Here is a 17,822-nt window from a genome sequence, read left to right on the forward strand (position 1 = left end):
CGTTGCGCAGGCGGGAAAATTGCAAAAAAGTCTATATGTGTCCGATGCTTGTTGATCGTTGCTCAATAGCCTCACCGCAACGCCAGGAAGGCGGTGTAGACAACATAAAGCACCAGCAGCAGCACACCCTCGATCCGCGACAGCCGCCAGCCGCTGCGCAGTTGCACGATCAGCAGCGCCGTCACGCCGAGCAGCACCCATATATCGATCCGGGCAATTTCGGCAGGCACCGCGATCGGACGGATCATCGCAGTCAGACCAAGGATGCCGCACAGATTGTAGATATTGGAGCCCACCACGTTTCCGAGCGCGACGTCGCCGTGCTTACGGATCACTGCGATGACGCAGGCGATCAGTTCGGGCAGAGAAGTTCCGATCGCCACCACGGTCAGGCCGATCACGCTTTCCGATACGCCGGCCGCGCTTGCCAGCACGGTTGCGCCGTCGACCAGCAATCCCGCGCCGAAAATCGCGGCTGCAAGCCCGGCGATGATCATCCCGCCAAGCACCACAGGGCCGGTATCGGGGGGCACGGGACGATCCGCCGCCTCGTGCTCGTGCCGCTCCGCCTCGGCATCATGCGAAGCGGCTTCCGAGCGATAGGCCCACCAGATATACCCCGCCAGCGCTGTAACGAGGATGAGGCCGGGCACGAGCCCGATGACCCCGAGCAGCACTGCTCCGGCGGCGAGTAGCGTGGCCCCGCCCATGGCGATCGAATCGCGTTTGAACGAGGCGGGATTGACGGCAAGCGGGGCCACCACGGCCGACACCCCAAGAATCAGCAGCATGTTGGCAATGTTCGAGCCGACCACATTGCCCAGCGCGATCCCCGGCGATCCTCCAAGGGCCGCCTGCACGCTTGTCGCCAGTTCGGGCATCGACGTGCCGAAACCGACGATGGTGAGCCCGGCAAGCAATGGGGAGATCCCCAGCCGCGCCGCCATGCCGACCGCGCCGCGCACCAGCAATTCGCCGCCAAGCGCGAGCAGGGCGAGGCCTCCGAGAACAAGCAGGATGGCAGTGGTCATGGATCTTTCCGCATCACTTTGTCGGGCGCCCTAGCGCGGGGAAGGGGGGCGGTGAAGTCTCACCCTTGAACAAACAAGGGGCCGCCCGGTTTCCCGGACGGCCCCTGTTGTTTGGTGCGATGCGTTCCGTATCGACGGGATTACATCGAATAGTACATGTCGAATTCGACCGGGCACGGCGTGGTTTCGGTGCGGATCACCTCTTCCCACTTGAGCTCGCAATAGGCTTCAATCTGGTCCTTGGTGAACACGTCGCCCTTGAGCAGGAACTCGTGATCGGCGGCCAGGCTGTCGAGCGCCTCGCGGAGCGAACCGCAAACGGTCGGCACTTCGGCGAGTTCGGCCGGCGGCAGATCGTAGAGGTTCTTGTCCATCGCCTCGCCCGGGTGGATCTTGTTCTCGATCCCGTCGAGACCCGCCATCAGCAGCGCCGAATAGGCGAGGTAGGGGTTGGCCATCGCATCGGGGAAACGGAATTCGACGCGCTTTGCCTTCTCACCCGCACCGTAAGGGATGCGGCACGAGGCCGAGCGGTTGCGGGCCGAATAGGCCAGCAGCACCGGTGCTTCGAAGCCCGGCACCAGACGCTTGTAGCTGTTGGTGGTCGGGTTGGTGAAGGCATTGAGCGCCTTGGCGTGCTTGATGACGCCGCCGATGTAGTACAGGCACATTTCCGACAGGCCGGCATATTCGTTGCCCGCGAACATCGGCTTGCCGTCCTTCCAGATCGACATGTGGGTGTGCATGCCCGAGCCGTTATCGGCCTTGATCGGCTTGGGCATGAAGGTCGCGGTCTTGCCATAGGCATGGGCGACCTGGTGCACGACATACTTGTAGATCTGCATGCGGTCTGCGGTCTGCACCAGCGTGCCGAAGGTCAGGCCCAGTTCGTGCTGGGCAGCGGCGACTTCGTGGTGGTGCTTGTCGCAGGGCAGGCCCATTTCGAGCATGGTCGAAACCATCTCGGCCCGGATGTCGACGGCGCTATCGACCGGCGCGACCGGGAAGTAACCGCCCTTGGCGCGCGGGCGGTGGCCCATGTTGCCGGTTTCGTATTCCTTGCCGGTGTTGGTCGGCAGTTCGATATCGTCGATTGCGAAGCCCGAGCCCGAATAGCCGTCTTCGAAGCGCACATCGTCGAACATGAAGAATTCGGCTTCGGGGCCGACATAGACGGTGTCGCCGAGGCCGGTCGACTTGAGGTAGGCTTCGGCGCGCTTGGCGGTGGTGCGCGGGTCACGGGCATACCAGTCGCCGGTCGAAGGTTCGACGATGTCGCAGTTGATGATCAGCATCGGCGAGGCGCTGAACGGATCGACCCAGGTTTCCGACAGGTCGGGCTTCAGGATCATGTCGGATTCGTTGATGACCTTCCAGCCGGCAATCGACGAACCGTCGAACATCAGACCGTCTTCAAGCTCGTCCTCGCCCATGACGCTGGCGACCATGGTGAGGTGCTGCCACTTGCCCTTCGGATCGGTGAAGCGCAGGTCCACCCACTCGATTTCCTCGTCCTTGATCAGCTTCAGGACGTCTTTTGCTTTCGACATTTGTTCAGTGCCTCCGAGTTGTGTTGGCCGGCCCGCCTTCGTGGCCGGGCAGGAGAGGGTGGAAAATCAGATCGCGTCCTCGTCGGTCTCGCCGGTGCGGATGCGCAATGCGCTTTCGATGGCGGAGACGAAGATCTTGCCGTCGCCGATCCGGCCAGTCTGCGCGGCGGCGGCGATCGCTTCGACCACGCGGGATGCCTGATCGTCCGCGACCACAACCTCGAGCTTCACCTTGGGCAGGAAGTCGACGACATATTCGGCGCCGCGATAGAGTTCGGTATGGCCCTTCTGGCGGCCGAAGCCCTTGGCTTCGGTGACGGTGATGCCGGACACGCCGATTTCATGCAGCGCCTCCTTCACTTCGTCGAGCTTGAAGGGTTTGATGATCGCTTCGATCTTTTTCACGTCGTCCCCATCCGCGCCTGGCCGGAATCCTGACAAAATCCTAACAAGAATCGTGCCAAGCGCATGTCTAAACGGATTGAACGATCCTTGCCGCCGGGCGATTCCGGAGAGAGGATGTCTTTCGCCTGTGCGGTTCGGGTAGCAAGATTATGGTGCACTGCGCAATGGTGCACATCGAGTGGACGGGCATTGCCTATATTTTAGGCAGTCAGGCCCTTCAGAGCCGCAGTCCGGTGGCTTCGGGCAGGCCGCACATGATGTTGAGATTCTGGATCGCCGCACCCGAGGCACCCTTGCCGAGGTTGTCGAGCACCGCCACCAGTCGCGCGTGCCAGCCGCCTTCATTGCCGAAAACGTGGAGCTGCATGGAGTCGCACGGTTCGGCGCTGCGTTCGAGTAGCAGTTCGCCCGGAGCCGCGCCCGATAAGACCGAAACGACCGCCGACCCGGTGTAGAACGCAGCCAGCGCATCGTGCAACCGGCCCGCCGTCGGATCACCCGTCATCGCACCCAGATGCAGCGGCACTTCTACCACCATCCCGCGATAGGCCGGCACCACCGCAGGCGCGAAAATCACGTCGTGCTGAAGCCCGGCATGGCGCTTCATTTCCGGAAGGTGCTTGTGCGCCATGTCGTAGCCATAAGCGCGGAAGGCCGGTGCACCCTCGGCCTCGAACCGCGCGATCAGCGCATTGCCTCCGCCCGAATAGCCGCTCACGGCGTTGACGGTGTAGGGCCAGTCGGCCGGCAGCAGCCCCGCGCGCACCAGCGGTGCGACTAGCGCGAGGAAGCCGGTGGGATAGCACCCCGGATTGCTCACGAAACGGGCACTGGCGATAGCCTCGTGCCCGATCAGCTCGGGAAAACCGTAGGTCCAGCCCTCGGCCACGCGGTGCGCGCTGGAGGCGTCGATGATGCGGGTGTCAGACCCCTCGGCCAGCTTCACCGCCTCTTTGGCCGCCTCATCCGGCAGGCACAGGATCGCGATGTCGGCGGCGTGGAGCGCGTCGCGGCGGGCGCTCTCGTCCTTGCGCTGGGTGTCGTCGAGAACGATCGGTTCGAACTCGCTGCGGCCCTGCAACCGCTCGCGGATTTCGAGGCCGGTGGTGCCAGCCGCACCATCGATGAACAGGCGGATCGCCATGCTCTATTCGCCCGAGGGCGCGAGCTCCGAGGCTTTGCACCACCCGCTCGGCCCTTGCGGCCCGGGGCAGCCCCACGCCCATTCGCCCGCCACGTCGAGCAGTTCGAAACGGCTACCGGGGGCAAGCGTGGTGAAGGCCTCGCTGTCGTCGCGCGGAGCGAGCCGCAGCTGCGCACCCGCCTCGCCGACCTTGCGCTGATGCGGGATCACGTAATGCGCGGCAAGATGCACTCCGGCGAGGGCGATATGCGCCAGATCACCGCGTAGCGGCAGCGTTCCGGGCGCAGGCTTTTCGACCGGGCCCTTCAGACCCAGCACGCCTTGCGGCACGGCATAATTCGGTTCGTCGCGTGTCGCGCCGCTCATCTGCGTTCCGTCAACCTTCGTCGGTGGCCGCGCTCTCCCCTGCGCTGCGTGGCAGGCCCGTTAGCGGCAAGATGCCGTGGGGGCAAGTTTTGCGCCCCATGCTTACCCGGGATAGCGCGCACGCAGGGCATGCCATGCGGCCCGAAGGCCCAGTCCGCGCCCGCCGCGAGCCCGTCCGGGGCGGGCAGAGGGGTTCCAGGCGAAGGTGTCGAAATGCACCCAGTCGATCCCTTCTCCCACAAAGCGGTCAAGGAACAGACCCGCCACGCTGGCCCCGGCAAAGGGGTTCTGCGAGGCATTGGCCATGTCGGCCACGTCGGAAGAAAGGTATTCGCGATAGGCCTCGGGCAGGGGGAGGCGCCACGGCGCATCGTCATTGGCCTTGCCCGCTGACAGAAACGCTTCGGCAGTTTCATCGCGGCGCGCCATCAGCGCGGGCAGATCGGGGCCGAGCGCGACCCGCGCCGCGCCGGTCAGCGTGGCGAAATCGACGATCAGATCGGGGGTCTCCTCCGAAGCGCGGGTCAGCGCGTCACCGAGGATCAGCCGCCCTTCGGCATCGGTATTGTGGATCTCGACGGTCAGGCCCTTGCGGCTCGGCAGCACGTCGCCGGGACGGAAGGAGGTGCCGGAAATCGCGTTCTCAACCGCGGGGATCAGCAGGTGCAGCCGCACCTTCAGCCGCGCACCCATGACAAGACCCGCCAGCGCGATCGCATGCGCCGCGCCGCCCATGTCCTTCTTCATCAGCCGCATGCCCGATGAAGGCTTGATATCGAGCCCGCCCGAATCGAAGCACACGCCCTTGCCGACAATCGCCAGCACCGGATCGCCTTCATTGCCCCAGGTAAGGTGCAGCAGGCGCGGGGCATGATGCCGCGCCGCCGCCCGTCCGACGGCGTGAACCATCGGATAGCCCTGTTCCAGCGCATCGCCGCGCACCACCGCCAGTTCGGCCTTGTGCGCCTTGGCGAGGCGTTCACACTCGGCCTCCAGCGCGGCGGGGCCCATGTCCTCGGCCGGGGAATTGACCAGATCGCGCACCAGGCATTCCGCCTCGGCCTCGGCAGTTGCCGCCTCGATCTGGGCGACTTGCGACGTCAGCAGGATACGCGGTCCCTGCGCCTTGTCCTCGCTGCGGTAGCGGTTGAAGCGGTATTGGCCGGTGATCCAACCGAACATGGCGGGCCCGGCCTCTCCATTGGCAAGCCGGTAGGTGCCTTCGGGCAGTTCCTCGGCCAGCTTGGCCAGACACCAACTCGACAGGCATTCGGGGTTGGCGATCCCGCCCACCGCGAACCAGCCGTCGCCATCGGGCACGATCCCGACCTGATAACCGCCGCCTTCGAATTTCTGCGCTGCAAGGCTGGCGCGCTGTCCGGCGGTGAGGCCTTTGGCAAAGGCTTCGAAGCCGTCCTTGTTGACGAGGTGAATGGCAATCGCGTCCTGCCCGCGGTCGGGCTGGATCAAGGCTTTGGGTTCGCTCATGCCTGCTCCATAGTCACCGGCGAGCGATTGTCACCAGCAGATTCGCAAGCTGAGGGAGGAGAGGCCTGATGAATGTTCCTGAAATGTTTCATGTGAAACATTGGCTTTGCGGGTTTGCCGTCACCGGCGCGCTGGTGCTTGTCGCCTGTTCATCGCCCGAGGATGTCGCGCGCAAGACGGGGGTGGCGCAGGAAGGTGCCGCTTCCGCCGTCGCTACCGCATCGGCCGGTGCCGCGCAGGCAGGTGCGGTCGCGTTCGAGGACAATGCCGAAAAGGACGGCGGCAGCCGCGAGTTTGCCTATAAATGGCCCGCCGAAGCCTCGGCCATTCCAGCTCTGACCGAACGCCTCGCCGCCGAACGCGACAGGCTGCTTGGCGAACAAAAAGCCGACTGGGCCATGGCATTGGCCGAGTTCAAGGGAGAGGACTGCGTCAGCTGCAAGACGCTGAGCCTGTCCAAGGAATGGAAGGTCGTCGCCGATCTGCCGCGCTTCCTTTCCTTGTCGGCAAGCATCTATTTCTACACCGGCGGCGCGCACGGCAATTCGGGGTACGCTGCGCTGGTATGGGACCGCGAAACGGGTGAGGGGCTGGAGCCCGAAGCGATGTTCGCTTCCGAGGCGGCGTTGCAGGATGCGCTGGGCGATCCGTGGTGCAAGGCATTGAAGATAGAGAAAAAAGATCGACTGGGTGCCGATTACAGCGATGACGGGTTCTTCCCTTGCCCGCCGGTTTCCGACCTTACGTTGCTCCCCGGATCGTCGAACGGCCAGAGCTTCGACCGCATCGGCCTGATCGCGGCGCCATATGTCGCAGGCTCGTATGCCGAAGGGGCCTATGAAGTGACGCTGCCGGTGACGCAGGCAGTGCTCGCGGCGGTGAAGCCCGGCTACAAATCGGCTTTCGCGCTGCCGAAGTAGCAATTCGTGCAGCGGGTCGCTATGTGGCGGGCATGCACGAATACCAACTCGTTGACGGCGATGAGACCGTCTACCGCGACGGCACCATCAAGCTGCACACGCCCGAGGGCTTCGAAGGCATGCGCAAGGCCGGAAGGCTGGCGGCCGAAATCCTTGATGCCTGCGCCGATATGGTGAAGCCCGGGGTCACCACGGGCAGCATCGACGATGCGATCCGCGGCATGATGCTCGATGCAGGCGCGGTACCCGCAACGCTCGGCTATCGCGGCTATGCGCATTCGTCCTGCATCTCGATCAATCACGTGATCTGCCACGGCATTCCGGGTGACAAGGTGCTGAAGGATGGCGACATTCTCAACATCGACGTCACCCCGCTGGTCGACGGCTGGCATGGCGATACCAGCCGGATGTTCTACGCTGGCGAGCCGCCGCTGAAGGCGAGGAAGTTGGTCGAGGTGACCTATGAATGCCTGATGCTCGGCATTCAGGCCGCGCAGCCCGGCGCGCGGCTGGGCGATATCGGCGCGGCGATCGAAGCCCACGCCAACCAGTTCCGTTACGGTGTGGTGCGCGAGTTCTGCGGCCACGGGTTGGGGCGCCTGTTCCACGATGCGCCCGAAGTGGTCCACGCCGCCAAGGCCGGGACGGGGCCGGAGCTGAAGCCGGGGATGTTCTTCACCATCGAGCCGATGATCAACCTCGGCAAGCCCTGGGCCAAGGTACTCGGCGACGGCTGGACAGCGGTAACCCGCGACAAGAGCCTGTCGGCGCAGTTCGAACACTCGATCGCGATCACCGAGACGGGGAACGAGATTTTCACCAAGAGCCCGACGGGGCGGGATTGCCCGCCTTACATGTGATGCTCAGCTGGCCCGATAATCACAAAAACCATACCGCCAGCACCCCAACCATCACCACCACCACCGCGACCGAGAAGCCCAGCATCACCAACACCGGCCGGGTCACCCGCCCGTGCAGCACCCAGTCATAGGCGACCGCAATCGCAATCGTGATCGGCGGCTGCACTCCTATGGCGACCGGATCGGGCAGGCCCAGCACCTGTACGACGCGGGCATAGGCGGGGGTCATCAGCGCCAGCGTCGCGATCAGCATCGCTTGCCGGTGCGCGGCGATGTCGCGTTGCCGCGCGAAGTGCAGCGCGGCGAGGTAGAGGGGGATGAAGGTGACAAAGGCGGCAAGGTTTACCACCGTCACCTCCGGTCGCCCCAGTTCCAGCCCGATGCGCCATGAGATCACCGATCCGCTCACCAGCATCGCGCCCACCAGCGCAATCGAGGCGCGGCCTGTGGCGCGGTGCGCGGCCAGTTTGAAACGCGCGGCAAGGAAGCTCTGGCTTGCCAGCAGCATCAGCCATGCGATCATGCTTCCGGCATGAAACACCACGATCGGGGTGTAGCGCGCCTGCACCTCGGGATGGAAAATCGCCTTCGCGCCGAACGCCACCAGCGTGAAGCCCAGCAGCCCCAGCGCGATATTGCCCATCAATATGTTGGCTCTGACGTGGCTTTTAGGTGCGCGCACTAGTTCTCCCTTGCCGCCCGGATCGCGGCGCCCGCGGCAAACGGAGCGATCGCCACCAGCGCGAGGCTTATGGCAGCAACGAAGCCGAGGCTGATACGATCCATCCGGGCAAGCGCGCCGGCACCGAAAATCAGAATGGGCAGGGCGAGCGGGATCAAGAGGAGGCCCGAAAGCGCCGCCCCTGCGCGCAAGGAAGCGGTGAGCGCCGCGATCATCAGGCCGATCGCGGCGAGGCCCGGCGTTCCGGCCAGCAGGCCGAGCAGCAGGATCTCCAAAGTCTCACCCTCGATCTTCAGCAGCGCGGCCGCCGGGAAAGTCGCCAGCAGCAGCGGCGGGCCGAAGCTGAGCCAGTGGGCGATCAGGCGAACCGCCATCATCGCCTCTTCGGCCAGCCCACGCAGTTTCAGCTGATCGAAGAAGCCGAGTTCGATATCGCGTGCCACCAGCCGTTCCAGCGGCAGGATCGCCGCCAGCAGCGCCGCGATCCACACCACGCCCCCGCCGGTTTTCAGCATCAGATTGGCATCCGGCCCCACCGCGAAGGGGAACAGCATCGCCACAGCGACGAAGAACACCACGGGAAGGGCCGCGCCGCTGCCGGTGAAGGGAAAGAACTGCGCCAGATCGCGGCGGAGCAGGGCGGCGATCATGCCTCCTCCTCCGCAGGCGCATGGTCCTCAATCGCGAAGCTCGTCATGGCCGGCAGATCGAGCGGCTGGTGCGAGGCGATCAGCGCGATGCCACCGCCTGCGCAGTGATCTTGCACCAGCGCGCTCACCAGCCCTTGCGAGGCGGTGTCGAGGCCTGAAAGCGGCTCGTCGAGCAGCCAGACGGGCGCGCGCTGGCTCACCATCCTTGCGAGCGCTGCGCGCTTCTTCTGGCCGGTGGAAAGGTAACGGACCGGTACCTCGGCAAGATCGGTAAGGCGGAGCGCGGCCATGATCCCGTCAGGCTCCTGCGCGCCGTCCAGCCCGAACCAGAAGGCCAAGGCCTTGCCAAGCGGCAGATCGGGATCGAGACCGCTGCGCTCTTCCAGCAGCGCCAGCCCGCCTTCGCGCCGCACCTCTCCGGCATAGGGGGTGGTCAGCCCCGCCAGCGCGCGGATCAGCGTCGTCTTGCCCGCTCCGTTGGCACCCGTCACATGGCACGCCGCGCCCGCTTCCAGCCGGAACGACAGCCGCTTGAACAGCAGCCGCTCACCGCGGCGGCAGGCGAGGTTGTCGGCGGCGAGGAACGGCGGCGGAGCTTGCATTGGCCTCATGCGTTAGGGAAAAGAGCCCGAGCAAACAAGCGACCCCGATTGAAGGAGCCCCCATGTCCGTCCCCGAACTCGACGCCAAGGAAACCGAAAAGCTGATGGCCGATCATCCCGAATGGGAACTGGCGCGTGAGGGCAAGGCGATCACGCGCACCTTCCAGTTCAAGGATTTCTCCGAGGCATGGGGTTTCATGTCCCGCGTCGCGCTGCTGGCCGAGACGCAGGACCACCACCCCGAATGGTTCAACGTCTACGCCAGGGTCGAGGTGACGCTGACCACCCATGACGCGGGGGAAAGCGGCGGGCTTTCGCAGCGCGATGTGACGCTGGCCCGGGCGATCGACGCGATTCTTTGATTTCGCACGCCCTCCGGCGCGCGATTTCCTCGCTCACGCGGCCTGAAGGCCGCATCGCTGCGGGCGCGCGGTCGCGCTTGCGGTCGTTGGCGGTCGCTGGCGCGACTGTTCCGGCCGTGAAGGCTTCCCGTCGGTGCTTACCTTATTTTCCCAGAATGCCCCGCCCGGCCGCGCGCTGCTGCTTCCTGACTTTGCCCGGCATCCAGCGCTTGGCGAAGGCGAGCTGGCGCGCGGTCTTGCCGACCAGGTAGTGCAGATCATCGCCGTGCACCGCGTTCCAGATAGTGCGGGCGACTTCCTCCACCGGCGTGATCTCAAGCCCGGCGGCCGTCACGCGGGTGCGGATATTCTCGTTCGAATTGCGGTTGCCGGTGCCGTCGAGCAGCGGGGTTTCGATGAAGCTCGGGCAGATCGAGGACACCTTGATCCCGTCCGCCGCCCATTCGGCATCGAGGCTTTCGGCAATCCCGCGCACTGCGAACTTGGTGGCGGAATAGACGCTCATCCCGTTGCCGCCGGTGATCCCCGCGGCGCTGGCGATATTGACCAGTGCTGAGCCCGGCGCGCTCGCCTTGAGGTAGGGATAGGCCGCCTGCGCGCCGTAGAGCACGCCGCGCAAGTTGATGTCGAGGCAGCGGTCGATCTCTTCCTTGTCGAGCTCGGCCAGCGGGCCGCCGGTGCCGATCCCGGCATTGTTCACCACCACATCGACCCGCGATCCGGCGGCGGTGTTGAACGCGGCCAGAGCTTCGTCCCACGCATCACGATCGCGCACGTCGAGGCGGTGCATATATTTGAACCCGCCCTCGATCAGGCCGAGCGTGTCCTCCATGCCTTCGACATTGACGTCGGCAATTCCGACGAACCAGCCGCGCTCGGCAAAATACCGCGCGGTGGCGCGTCCGATGCCGGATGCGCCGCCGGTGATGAAAATGCTGCGCCGCTCGCTCATTGAAATCCCCTCTCGATTGCGATTTGCAACCTGCCTAGAGCGGTCTGCGCCGCTTGTCAGCAGGCCAAATCAACTAGCCAGCGCCGCGTCCAGCCCCTTCACATGGCTCGCCCCCTCGACGATCTCGGCGCTCGAAGGCTTCAGTGCATCGCCCAGCGGCTCGGCCCGTCCGCCGATGCATTCGGCGAGGAAATTCTCGGCTATGGCGAAGAAGGCGATGTTGTTTTCGGGCCGGGCAAAGCCGTGGCCTTCGTCGGGATAAAGCACGTAGGTGACGGGGATGCCCGCCGATTTCATCGCCCCTACGATCTGGTCGCTTTCGGCCTGCTTCACGCGCGGATCGTTTGCCCCTTGCGCGATCAGCAGCGGCTTTTCGATCCGGTCTGCCTTGTAAAGCGGGCTGGCGGCGCGCAGCGTGGCGAGGCCTTCTGCGGTACCGGGATCGCCCATGCGTTCGTGGAAGATCTTCACCATCGGCGCCCAGTAGGGCGGGATGGTCGATAGCAGGGTTTCGAGGTTCGAAGGCCCGACGATGTCCACGCCGCAGGCAAAGGTTTCGGGCGTGAAAGTAAGCCCCGCGAGCGTCGCATAGCCGCCGTAGGAGCCGCCCATGATCGCGACCTTGTCGGCCGCGGCAATGCCCTGATCCACCGCCCAGTTCACGGCGTCGATCAGGTCGTCGTGCATCTTCAGGCCCCACTGCTTGTTGCCCGCATTGATGAAGTCCTTGCCGAAGCCCGTCGAGCCGCGGAAATTGACGCTGAGCACCCCGTAGCCGCGGTTGGCGAGCATTTGGTGGATCGAATTGAAGCCGTATCCGTCGCGCGCCCACGGCCCGCCATGCACCAGCAGCACCATCGGCACCGGCGCATTGGGCACCCCGTCACCATCGGCATCGCTGCCCGGCGGCAGGGTTAGGTAGGAGGGCAGGGTCAGGCCATCGCGGCTGGCGATCTCGCGCGGGTGCATGGGTTGCAGCGGCATCCCTTCGAGCTCGGGCCGCGAGACATAGAAGGGGGTCAATGTGCCCGCCTTGCGATCATAGATATATGTCGCCACCGGCTTCACCAGCGGATCGTTCCACACGATCCACACGGTATCGTCGTCGGTCCGGCTGTTGACGCCGAAATCGCCTTCCAGCCGCTCGCCCAGCCATTCCAGCGAGGCGGCGATATCGGGATCGATCGCGTGCCATTCGGTGGTGAGGTAATCGACCGCGTAGGCTTCCACCTCGCCGGTCAGGGGATCGCGCATCGTGCTGCCGATATCGGCCTTGTCGTCCTCGGCGATCAGGCGCTTGTCGCCGGTGGCGGTGTCCTGCGCGAACAGCGCGGCGGTGTTCCGCCCGCGGCTGTCGATCCAGTAGAGCGTCTTGCCGTCGGTGGTGTAGCCAGCGGGCGCAGTGGTGAGCGAATCCTCCATCGCGGTGGTCTCGAAGGGTTCGGCTTCGACCGTGTCGTTCTCGACCCGGAAATAGTCTGTGCCGCCCGCCTCGTTCTGGCTCATCGCCATGCGCACGGTCAGATTGTCGTCGGCCAAGAACCCGGCATAGGCATTGTTTTCCAGCACCAGCGTCAGATCGCCGGTGGCAAGATCCAGCAGGTAGACATCGTGCCACTGCGGATCGCGATTGTTGATGCCCAGCAGCAGCTTGTCCCTGATGGTGCGTGACGCGCCAACCAGTTCCACGCGGGTATTCTCGAACGGGGTGACGGTGGTCTCCTCGCCGCTTGCCAGATCGACGCGGTAGAGCAGGTAATTCTCGTCCCCGCCTTTGTCCTGAATATACATCACCGCACGCGCATCGGGCGACCAGAAATACTGGCGGATGGGCCGGTCGGTGGCAGCGGTCATGGCGCGCGCGTCATCGGGATTATCCGCCGGTGCGATCCAGATGTTTAGGACGCCGTCCCTGGGCGCGAGCCAGCTCAGCCACTTGCCGTCGGGGCTGATCTGTCCCGCTGCGCGGGTCGGGTTCCCGAACAGGGCGCTGCGCGGGATCAGGGGGGCGGTTTGGGCTTTGGTGGTCATTGCGGCTCCGGTGATGGCGGATGAAACGGGCGGATGGGTTTCTGCGCCGGCAAGGCCGGGCAGCGTGAAGGCGACAGCGGCAACGCTGCTCACCAGAAAGCGGGCTATGGCGGTCTGCATGGAGTCTCTCCCTCTCCGGTGCATCTCTGTGTTGTGCAGTTAAGACACCTGCGCCCGGGCTTCAAGTCGCCATGCTGGGATAAGGCAACCGCGTCGGACGCCGCCTGCCGGAGCCCGGAATTTGTTTGCAGATGCAATCAATGGTAAGGCCCGCTTCGGGGACGCTATTTGATTGTGGGGGAATTATGAAAAAATTTGTGACTGCATTGTGCGCTGCGTCGCTTGCGCTGGGTATTGCCGCGTGCAGCGGCGAAACGGCCAATGGCCCGGCTGACGCGACGGCCGCAGCCTCGCTGGCCGGCACCTGGAAAGCCAATCTCGATTCCGCAGAGTTCGAAAACGACACCAGCAGTTTTCTGATCGCTGACGGGAAATATACCTGCAACAGCTGCATTCCGCCCTTTTCGGTGGCTGCCAGCGGCGATTGGGAAAAGATCGATCGGCCCGGTGTTGACGCGCTCAAATACACGATCGTCGACGACAAGACGATCACCACGGCTTCGCGGCTGGGCGACAAGGAACTGGGCAATTCGACCTGGACCGTCAGCGATGACGGGCAAAGCCTGATCATGAACTGGACCAATCTCGACGGCGATGAAGTGGTCAAGGGTTCGACGACCTATGCGCGCGTCGCACCGGCTCCCGATGGCGCGCATGCCGCATCGGGCGATTGGAATGTCGCGAGCCTTGGCGATATGAGCGATGCCGGCCTCGTGTTCAGCTACGCGATCGACGGGGATACGATTATCTCGTCCGGTAACGGCGGCGGCTACACGGCGACGCTGGGCGGCGAGCCGGTGACGCCAGAAGGCGACAATAGCGGCGGCGTGGTCGCAGTCGAGAAGGTGTCCGACAACGTCTATCGCGAAACCTATTCGCGCAACGGAGGGGTGATCAACGTGCTCGAACTCACCGTGGAAGGTGACACGCTGCGCGGCGTCAGCACCGATCCGCGCGACAACAGCACCGTGCGCTGGACGGCGACGCGCCAGTAATTCCGGCGACTGCAAATGCGCCCCCGGTCGCTTCAGTGCGGCCGGGGGCCTTTTCTTTCCGGGCGGCGTCTAAAGCGCCGGGTTGGCGTAGAAATGCCAGGTGAAGATCGCCATGCTGCCCCGCTGCGGTGCCCATTCCTCGGCCAGCTGGCGGGTGGCTTTTTCCGCCGGGCGTTCGGGCAGATCGAGCAGACGCTTCACCCCTTCCTGCACGGCAAGATCGCCCGCGGGCCAGATGTCCGGGCGACCCTCTGCAAACAGCAGGTAGATTTCCGCCGACCAGCGCCCGATGCCCTTGATCCGGGTGAGGAGTTCGATCGCCGCCTCGTCGTCCTCGGGCAGGGCGTGAAAGTCCAGCTCCCCCGCCTCGACCAACTCGCATAATGACCGGGCATAGCCCTGTTTCTGGCGTGACAGCCCGCAGGCGCGCAGAGTGTCGAAATCGCGCTTGAGCAGGCAGGCAGGGGTGAAATCCTCGCCCAGTTCCGCCTCCAGCTTGCCCCACATCGATGCGGCCGCCGCAACCGAGACCTGCTGGCCGACGATGGTGCGCAGCAGCGTCTTGTAGCCGCGCGGGCGGATGCGCGCTTCGGGATAGCCAATGCGGGCCAGCTGTGCCGCCAGTCGTGGTTCGCGCTGGCTGAGCGCATCGAGATCGCTGCGCAATTTTTCCGCTGTAAGGCCCACTCGCACTTTCCTTAACTTGCCTTGCGTCCAAGTCTGCCTTAGCAGCCCTTTGCACTCTCACAGCGCAGGTTCTTGCGCGCAATAGCCGAAAAGGAAGCCGAGCCCATGCCCAGACTGGTCGTCACCAATCGTGAAGGCGAAACCAGCGAGATTGCCGTCGACGACGGCCTGACCGTGATGGAAGCGATCCGCGACAATGGCTTCGACGAACTGCTGGCGCTGTGCGGCGGCTGCTGTTCCTGCGCGACCTGCCACGTGCATGTCGATCCGGCCTTCGCCGACAAGCTGCCGAAGATGAGCGAGGACGAGGACGACCTGCTCGAATCCTCCGATCACCGTGCCCCCACCAGCCGGCTTTCGTGCCAGATTCCCTTCACTGCCGAACTCGACGGTCTGCACGTCACCATCGCGCCCGAAGATTGATGGAATCGCGCCTCCCCGCCCGTCCGGCGCGGGGAGGAACGCGGTTGGACATTGCGGCGCGCGGTTCGAGTGCCTAATTCAGGGCTCATGAACATTACCCGCCCCTTTGGCGACACGCTTTCGCTTATCGGCAATACGCCCATGGTTCGCCTTGCCGGCCCCAGCGCGGCTGCAGGCTGCGACATCTGGGGCAAGTGCGAATTCGCCAACCCCGGTTCGTCGGTAAAGGACCGTGCGGCGCTTTACATTATCCGCGATGCCGAGGCGCGCGGAGAATTGCAGCCCGGTGGCACGGTGGTTGAAGGCACGGCGGGCAATACCGGAATCGGCATCGCGCTGGTCGCCAATGCCCGTGGCTACAAGACGATCATCGTCATGCCCGACAACCAGTCCAAGGAAAAGATGGACACGCTGCGCGCACTGGGTGCGGAGCTGGTGCTGGTGCCGCCGACCAAGTTCGCCGATGCCGGCCACTTCGTCCACACCTCGCGCCGTCTGGCCGAAGAAACGCCGGGCGCGGTCTGGGCCAACCAGTTCGACAACATCGCCAACCGCCGCGCACATATCGAAGGCACCGCGCCGGAGATCTGGGAACAGCTGCAGGGCCGCGTCGACGGTTTCACCTGCGCTGCCGGCACCGGCGGGACGATCGCGGGCGTGGGGCTGGGCCTGAAAGCGTTCGACGAGAATATCCGTATCGCGCTGACCGATCCGCACGGTGCGGCGCTTTACAACTATTACGCCCACGGCGAACTGAAGGCCGAAGGCTCCTCGGTCGCAGAAGGCATCGGGCAGGGGCGCATCACCGCCAATCTCGAAGGCGCGGCAATCGATACGCAATACCGCATCAGCGACGAGGAAGGCCTGCACTGGGTCGCCCGCCTGCTGCGCGAGGAAGGCCTGTGCCTTGGACTGTCGTCGGGTATCAATGTCGCGGGCGCGGTGGAACTGGGCCGCGAGCTGGTGGCAGAGGGGCGCGATAACCCGCAGGTGGCGACGATCCTGTGCGACACGGGCTTCCGCTACCTATCGACGCTCTACAATCCGGAATGGCTGGCGGCGAAAGGTCTGCCGGTGTTCGACTGGCTTGAACGCACACAAGGCGGCGAGGCGTGACACGTGCTTCGCTGCTGGCTAGGCTGCGTGCCATGACCCAGCACAGCCTTTTTTCGGTCGGTCGCAGCGAAAACTCGGGGCTCGCCGATCTGCTGGCCGAACCGGAACCGGCAGGCCCGCTTGACCAGAACCGCCAGGAAGCGCTTCAGCGCCTCCAGATCGGGGTGTTCGGGATTGCAGCGATGGTGCTGCTGGTGGGGCTGGCCAGCATCATCGGCAGTCAGGCCGAGATCACCCAGGAATCCGCCGTCCCCGATGCCGCGCCGACCACCGAGCCGAGTCCTTCGCCAAGCCAGGCCAATCCGCTCGCCGATGCCGGGGTCGTTCCCGACATCGCTGCCGAGCCGAGCCCGACGCCCGTGGCCCCGCTCGACCTGCCGCCGCCGACCCCGTTGCCGGACAATGCCGCACCCAAACAATAGGGCATTCGCGCTGCTCGCGGGGGCGGTGCTTTCGCTGACGGGATGCGGGACGGCGCCGGGCGAAACCGCTGCGGCAGACCGTCCGGTGATCGGTCTGATGACGAGCCTGCCGCTGTACTGGCCCGAAGATGCGGCGCTGGATGACATTGCCGCAGGCCGCGCCAGCCTGCCGTGGCAGCGCCGCGCGATCGAGGCGCGTTATCGGGTGCTGCCGCTCGACACGCTTGCATCCGTGCCCGCACTGACACCTGAGGATCCGGAGGTTGATCCGCTGGCGGAAATAACGCGGTTGGCGGTGATCCAGCCGCGCGGGCTGTCCCCGGCGGATAATGTCGCGCTGGATGACTGGGTTCGGGGCGGCGGCAGGTTGCTGCTGGCGCTCGATCCGGCGCTGACGGGGGAATATGATCTGCCAATCGGCGACCCGCGCCGTCCGGTCGATGGCGCGCTGATACCGCCGGTGGTCGCGCGCTGGGGGCTGGCGGTCCGGTTTGACGAAACGCAGCGCCCCGAGGTCGTTCGCGCGTCTTACGCGGCGATGGAACTGCCGCTCGCGCTGCCCGGCATCATCTCGGTGACCGACCCGGCTGCAGCCGATTGCACCATCGCTGCGCAAGGAGCGGTTGCGACTTGCCGGGTGGGGGAGGGACGGGTCACGCTGATCGCCGACGCGGCGTTGCTCGAGCACCCCGAGCTCGCCGGCGAGAACGGCGATAGCATCGCCGCGCTGCTTGCCGCCGCATTCGACTAGGCGCTTTCGGGGAAATCGCGGGAGAGCCGGGACTCGGAAGCGGACTCGGGCTGTTCGGGCTGCGGGAAATGGCGGGAAAGCGGCGATTTTCTGCGCTTTTCAGCGGGAAATGACGGCAAGTTGCAGGCCTGTTGCAGTCCTGCCCACGGGTTCAAAGCAAGAAAAAACAGATGTTTGCCTAGTTTTCCCGTAATTTCCCGCAAAAATCCCTTCCATCCCGCCTGCTTCCCCGATATTACCGTGATCCATCAAACATGCCTGTTTG

The 17,822-nt window shown here is 64.9% G+C and carries 20 protein-coding genes; 8 read left to right on the forward strand and 12 right to left on the reverse strand.

Features of this window, described 5'->3' with window-relative positions:
- Positions 1 to 71: 71 nt before the first annotated feature.
- From OIK40_RS05480 to OIK40_RS05505, 6 genes are all read right to left on the reverse strand, one after another.
- The gene (locus OIK40_RS05480; protein WP_273676869.1) at positions 72 to 1,031 is read right to left on the reverse strand and encodes a calcium/sodium antiporter; all 960 of its coding nucleotides are present in this window, start codon (positions 1,029 to 1,031) and stop codon (positions 72 to 74) included.
- Positions 1,032 to 1,171: 140 nt separating this feature from the next.
- Entirely contained in the window at positions 1,172 to 2,581 is a 1,410-nt protein-coding gene (gene glnA / locus OIK40_RS05485) for a type I glutamate--ammonia ligase (RefSeq protein ID WP_273676870.1), read from the reverse strand.
- 66 nt (positions 2,582 to 2,647) lie between these two features.
- Positions 2,648 to 2,986 carry a P-II family nitrogen regulator gene (locus OIK40_RS05490; RefSeq protein WP_273676871.1) on the reverse strand — a complete coding sequence of 113 codons (339 nt, stop codon included), beginning with the start codon at positions 2,984 to 2,986 and terminating at the stop codon, positions 2,648 to 2,650.
- A 217-nt stretch (positions 2,987 to 3,203) separates the two neighbouring features.
- On the reverse strand, positions 3,204 to 4,130 hold the full coding sequence (argC, locus tag OIK40_RS05495; RefSeq protein WP_273676872.1) for an N-acetyl-gamma-glutamyl-phosphate reductase: 927 nt from the start codon (positions 4,128 to 4,130) through the stop codon (positions 3,204 to 3,206).
- 3 nt (positions 4,131 to 4,133) lie between these two features.
- Positions 4,134 to 4,496, reverse strand: coding sequence for a hypothetical protein (locus OIK40_RS05500; protein WP_273676873.1), 363 nt, complete (start codon positions 4,494 to 4,496; stop codon positions 4,134 to 4,136).
- 102 nt (positions 4,497 to 4,598) lie between these two features.
- Complete coding sequence (locus OIK40_RS05505; RefSeq protein ID WP_273676875.1) at positions 4,599 to 5,984, reverse strand: leucyl aminopeptidase family protein; 1,386 nt, start codon at positions 5,982 to 5,984, stop codon at positions 4,599 to 4,601.
- Between the two features lie 68 nt (positions 5,985 to 6,052).
- On the opposite strand from OIK40_RS05505, the gene OIK40_RS05510 reads away from it, so the two are divergent.
- Together OIK40_RS05510 and map are read left to right on the forward strand one after the other, a co-directional pair.
- Complete coding sequence (locus OIK40_RS05510) at positions 6,053 to 6,904, forward strand: PdaC/SigV domain-containing protein (RefSeq protein WP_273676877.1); 852 nt, start codon at positions 6,053 to 6,055, stop codon at positions 6,902 to 6,904.
- Positions 6,905 to 6,936: 32 nt separating this feature from the next.
- A complete protein-coding gene (gene map, locus OIK40_RS05515) occupies positions 6,937 to 7,764 on the forward strand; it encodes a type I methionyl aminopeptidase (protein ID WP_273676878.1) in 828 nt (275 codons plus the stop codon).
- A gap of 19 nt (positions 7,765 to 7,783) precedes the next feature.
- Here map and OIK40_RS05520 read toward each other — a convergent pair whose 3' ends face one another.
- Genes OIK40_RS05520 through ccmA form a run of 3 tightly spaced genes read right to left on the reverse strand, consistent with a single transcriptional unit; the run spans position 7,784 to position 9,698 of the window.
- A complete protein-coding gene (locus OIK40_RS05520; protein WP_273676880.1) occupies positions 7,784 to 8,446 on the reverse strand; it encodes a hypothetical protein in 663 nt (220 codons plus the stop codon).
- Positions 8,446 to 9,096 (reverse strand): heme exporter protein CcmB, encoded by a 651-nt coding sequence (locus tag OIK40_RS05525; protein ID WP_273676882.1) that lies wholly within the window; start codon positions 9,094 to 9,096, stop codon positions 8,446 to 8,448. The genes OIK40_RS05520 and OIK40_RS05525 overlap by 1 nt, the downstream gene beginning before the upstream one ends.
- Positions 9,093 to 9,698, reverse strand: coding sequence for a heme ABC exporter ATP-binding protein CcmA (ccmA, locus tag OIK40_RS05530; protein ID WP_273676883.1), 606 nt, complete (start codon positions 9,696 to 9,698; stop codon positions 9,093 to 9,095). The genes OIK40_RS05525 and ccmA overlap by 4 nt, the downstream gene beginning before the upstream one ends.
- Positions 9,699 to 9,760: 62 nt before the next feature.
- Here ccmA and OIK40_RS05535 point away from each other — a divergent pair, with 62 nt between their 5' ends.
- A complete protein-coding gene (locus tag OIK40_RS05535; protein ID WP_273676884.1) occupies positions 9,761 to 10,060 on the forward strand; it encodes a 4a-hydroxytetrahydrobiopterin dehydratase in 300 nt (99 codons plus the stop codon).
- Positions 10,061 to 10,202: 142 nt separating this feature from the next.
- Here OIK40_RS05535 and OIK40_RS05540 read toward each other — a convergent pair whose 3' ends face one another.
- The gene (locus tag OIK40_RS05540; RefSeq protein WP_273676885.1) at positions 10,203 to 11,012 is read right to left on the reverse strand and encodes an SDR family oxidoreductase; all 810 of its coding nucleotides are present in this window, start codon (positions 11,010 to 11,012) and stop codon (positions 10,203 to 10,205) included.
- Between the two features lie 69 nt (positions 11,013 to 11,081).
- On the reverse strand, positions 11,082 to 13,163 hold the full coding sequence (locus tag OIK40_RS05545) for a S9 family peptidase (RefSeq protein WP_309557506.1): 2,082 nt from the start codon (positions 13,161 to 13,163) through the stop codon (positions 11,082 to 11,084).
- A 185-nt stretch (positions 13,164 to 13,348) separates the two neighbouring features.
- Here OIK40_RS05545 and OIK40_RS05550 point away from each other — a divergent pair, with 185 nt between their 5' ends.
- Positions 13,349 to 14,158, forward strand: coding sequence for a hypothetical protein (locus tag OIK40_RS05550; RefSeq protein WP_273676886.1), 810 nt, complete (start codon positions 13,349 to 13,351; stop codon positions 14,156 to 14,158).
- A gap of 69 nt (positions 14,159 to 14,227) precedes the next feature.
- Here OIK40_RS05550 and OIK40_RS05555 read toward each other — a convergent pair whose 3' ends face one another.
- Positions 14,228 to 14,845: a DNA-3-methyladenine glycosylase family protein gene (locus OIK40_RS05555; RefSeq protein ID WP_273676887.1), complete on the reverse strand. Its 618-nt coding sequence runs from the start codon at positions 14,843 to 14,845 to the stop codon at positions 14,228 to 14,230.
- Between the two features lie 105 nt (positions 14,846 to 14,950).
- On the opposite strand from OIK40_RS05555, the gene OIK40_RS05560 reads away from it, so the two are divergent.
- The 4 genes from OIK40_RS05560 (at position 14,951) to OIK40_RS05575 (ending at position 17,557) form a co-directional block, all read left to right on the forward strand.
- Complete coding sequence (locus OIK40_RS05560; RefSeq protein WP_273676888.1) at positions 14,951 to 15,268, forward strand: 2Fe-2S iron-sulfur cluster-binding protein; 318 nt, start codon at positions 14,951 to 14,953, stop codon at positions 15,266 to 15,268.
- Positions 15,269 to 15,355: 87 nt separating this feature from the next.
- Complete coding sequence (locus OIK40_RS05565) at positions 15,356 to 16,384, forward strand: cysteine synthase A (protein WP_273676890.1); 1,029 nt, start codon at positions 15,356 to 15,358, stop codon at positions 16,382 to 16,384.
- A complete protein-coding gene (locus OIK40_RS05570; protein ID WP_273676891.1) occupies positions 16,381 to 16,806 on the forward strand; it encodes a hypothetical protein in 426 nt (141 codons plus the stop codon). Before OIK40_RS05565 ends, OIK40_RS05570 begins: the two co-directional genes overlap by 4 nt.
- Entirely contained in the window at positions 16,787 to 17,557 is a 771-nt protein-coding gene (locus OIK40_RS05575) for a motility-associated ABC transporter substrate-binding family protein (protein ID WP_273676892.1), read from the forward strand. The genes OIK40_RS05570 and OIK40_RS05575 overlap by 20 nt, the downstream gene beginning before the upstream one ends.
- The last annotated feature ends 265 nt before the right edge of the window (positions 17,558 to 17,822 follow it).

The organism is Erythrobacter fulvus, assembly GCF_028595285.1.
In the GTDB taxonomy this organism is placed as follows: Bacteria; Pseudomonadota; Alphaproteobacteria; order Sphingomonadales; family Sphingomonadaceae; genus Erythrobacter; species Erythrobacter fulvus.

Bases quoted from the DNA above. Each gene is read 5' to 3' on its own strand.
- OIK40_RS05480 (WP_273676869.1), bottom strand. From the start codon at position 1,031: ATGACCACTGCCATCCTGCTTGTTCTCGGAGGCCTCGCCCTGCTCGCG.
- glnA (WP_273676870.1), bottom strand. From the start codon at position 2,581: ATGTCGAAAGCAAAAGACGTCCTGAAGCTGATCAAGGACGAGGAAATC.
- argC (WP_273676872.1), bottom strand. From the start codon at position 4,130: ATGGCGATCCGCCTGTTCATCGATGGTGCGGCTGGCACCACCGGCCTC.
- OIK40_RS05500 (WP_273676873.1), bottom strand. From the start codon at position 4,496: ATGAGCGGCGCGACACGCGACGAACCGAATTATGCCGTGCCGCAAGGC.
- OIK40_RS05505 (WP_273676875.1), bottom strand. From the start codon at position 5,984: ATGAGCGAACCCAAAGCCTTGATCCAGCCCGACCGCGGGCAGGACGCG.
- OIK40_RS05510 (WP_273676877.1), top strand. From the start codon at position 6,053: ATGAATGTTCCTGAAATGTTTCATGTGAAACATTGGCTTTGCGGGTTT.
- map (WP_273676878.1), top strand. From the start codon at position 6,937: ATGCACGAATACCAACTCGTTGACGGCGATGAGACCGTCTACCGCGAC.
- OIK40_RS05525 (WP_273676882.1), bottom strand. From the start codon at position 9,096: ATGATCGCCGCCCTGCTCCGCCGCGATCTGGCGCAGTTCTTTCCCTTC.
- ccmA (WP_273676883.1), bottom strand. From the start codon at position 9,698: ATGCAAGCTCCGCCGCCGTTCCTCGCCGCCGACAACCTCGCCTGCCGC.
- OIK40_RS05535 (WP_273676884.1), top strand. From the start codon at position 9,761: ATGTCCGTCCCCGAACTCGACGCCAAGGAAACCGAAAAGCTGATGGCC.
- OIK40_RS05540 (WP_273676885.1), bottom strand. From the start codon at position 11,012: ATGAGCGAGCGGCGCAGCATTTTCATCACCGGCGGCGCATCCGGCATC.
- OIK40_RS05545 (WP_309557506.1), bottom strand. From the start codon at position 13,163: ATGCAGACCGCCATAGCCCGCTTTCTGGTGAGCAGCGTTGCCGCTGTC.
- OIK40_RS05550 (WP_273676886.1), top strand. From the start codon at position 13,349: ATGAAAAAATTTGTGACTGCATTGTGCGCTGCGTCGCTTGCGCTGGGT.
- OIK40_RS05560 (WP_273676888.1), top strand. From the start codon at position 14,951: ATGCCCAGACTGGTCGTCACCAATCGTGAAGGCGAAACCAGCGAGATT.
- OIK40_RS05565 (WP_273676890.1), top strand. From the start codon at position 15,356: ATGAACATTACCCGCCCCTTTGGCGACACGCTTTCGCTTATCGGCAAT.
- OIK40_RS05575 (WP_273676892.1), top strand. From the start codon at position 16,787: ATGCCGCACCCAAACAATAGGGCATTCGCGCTGCTCGCGGGGGCGGTG.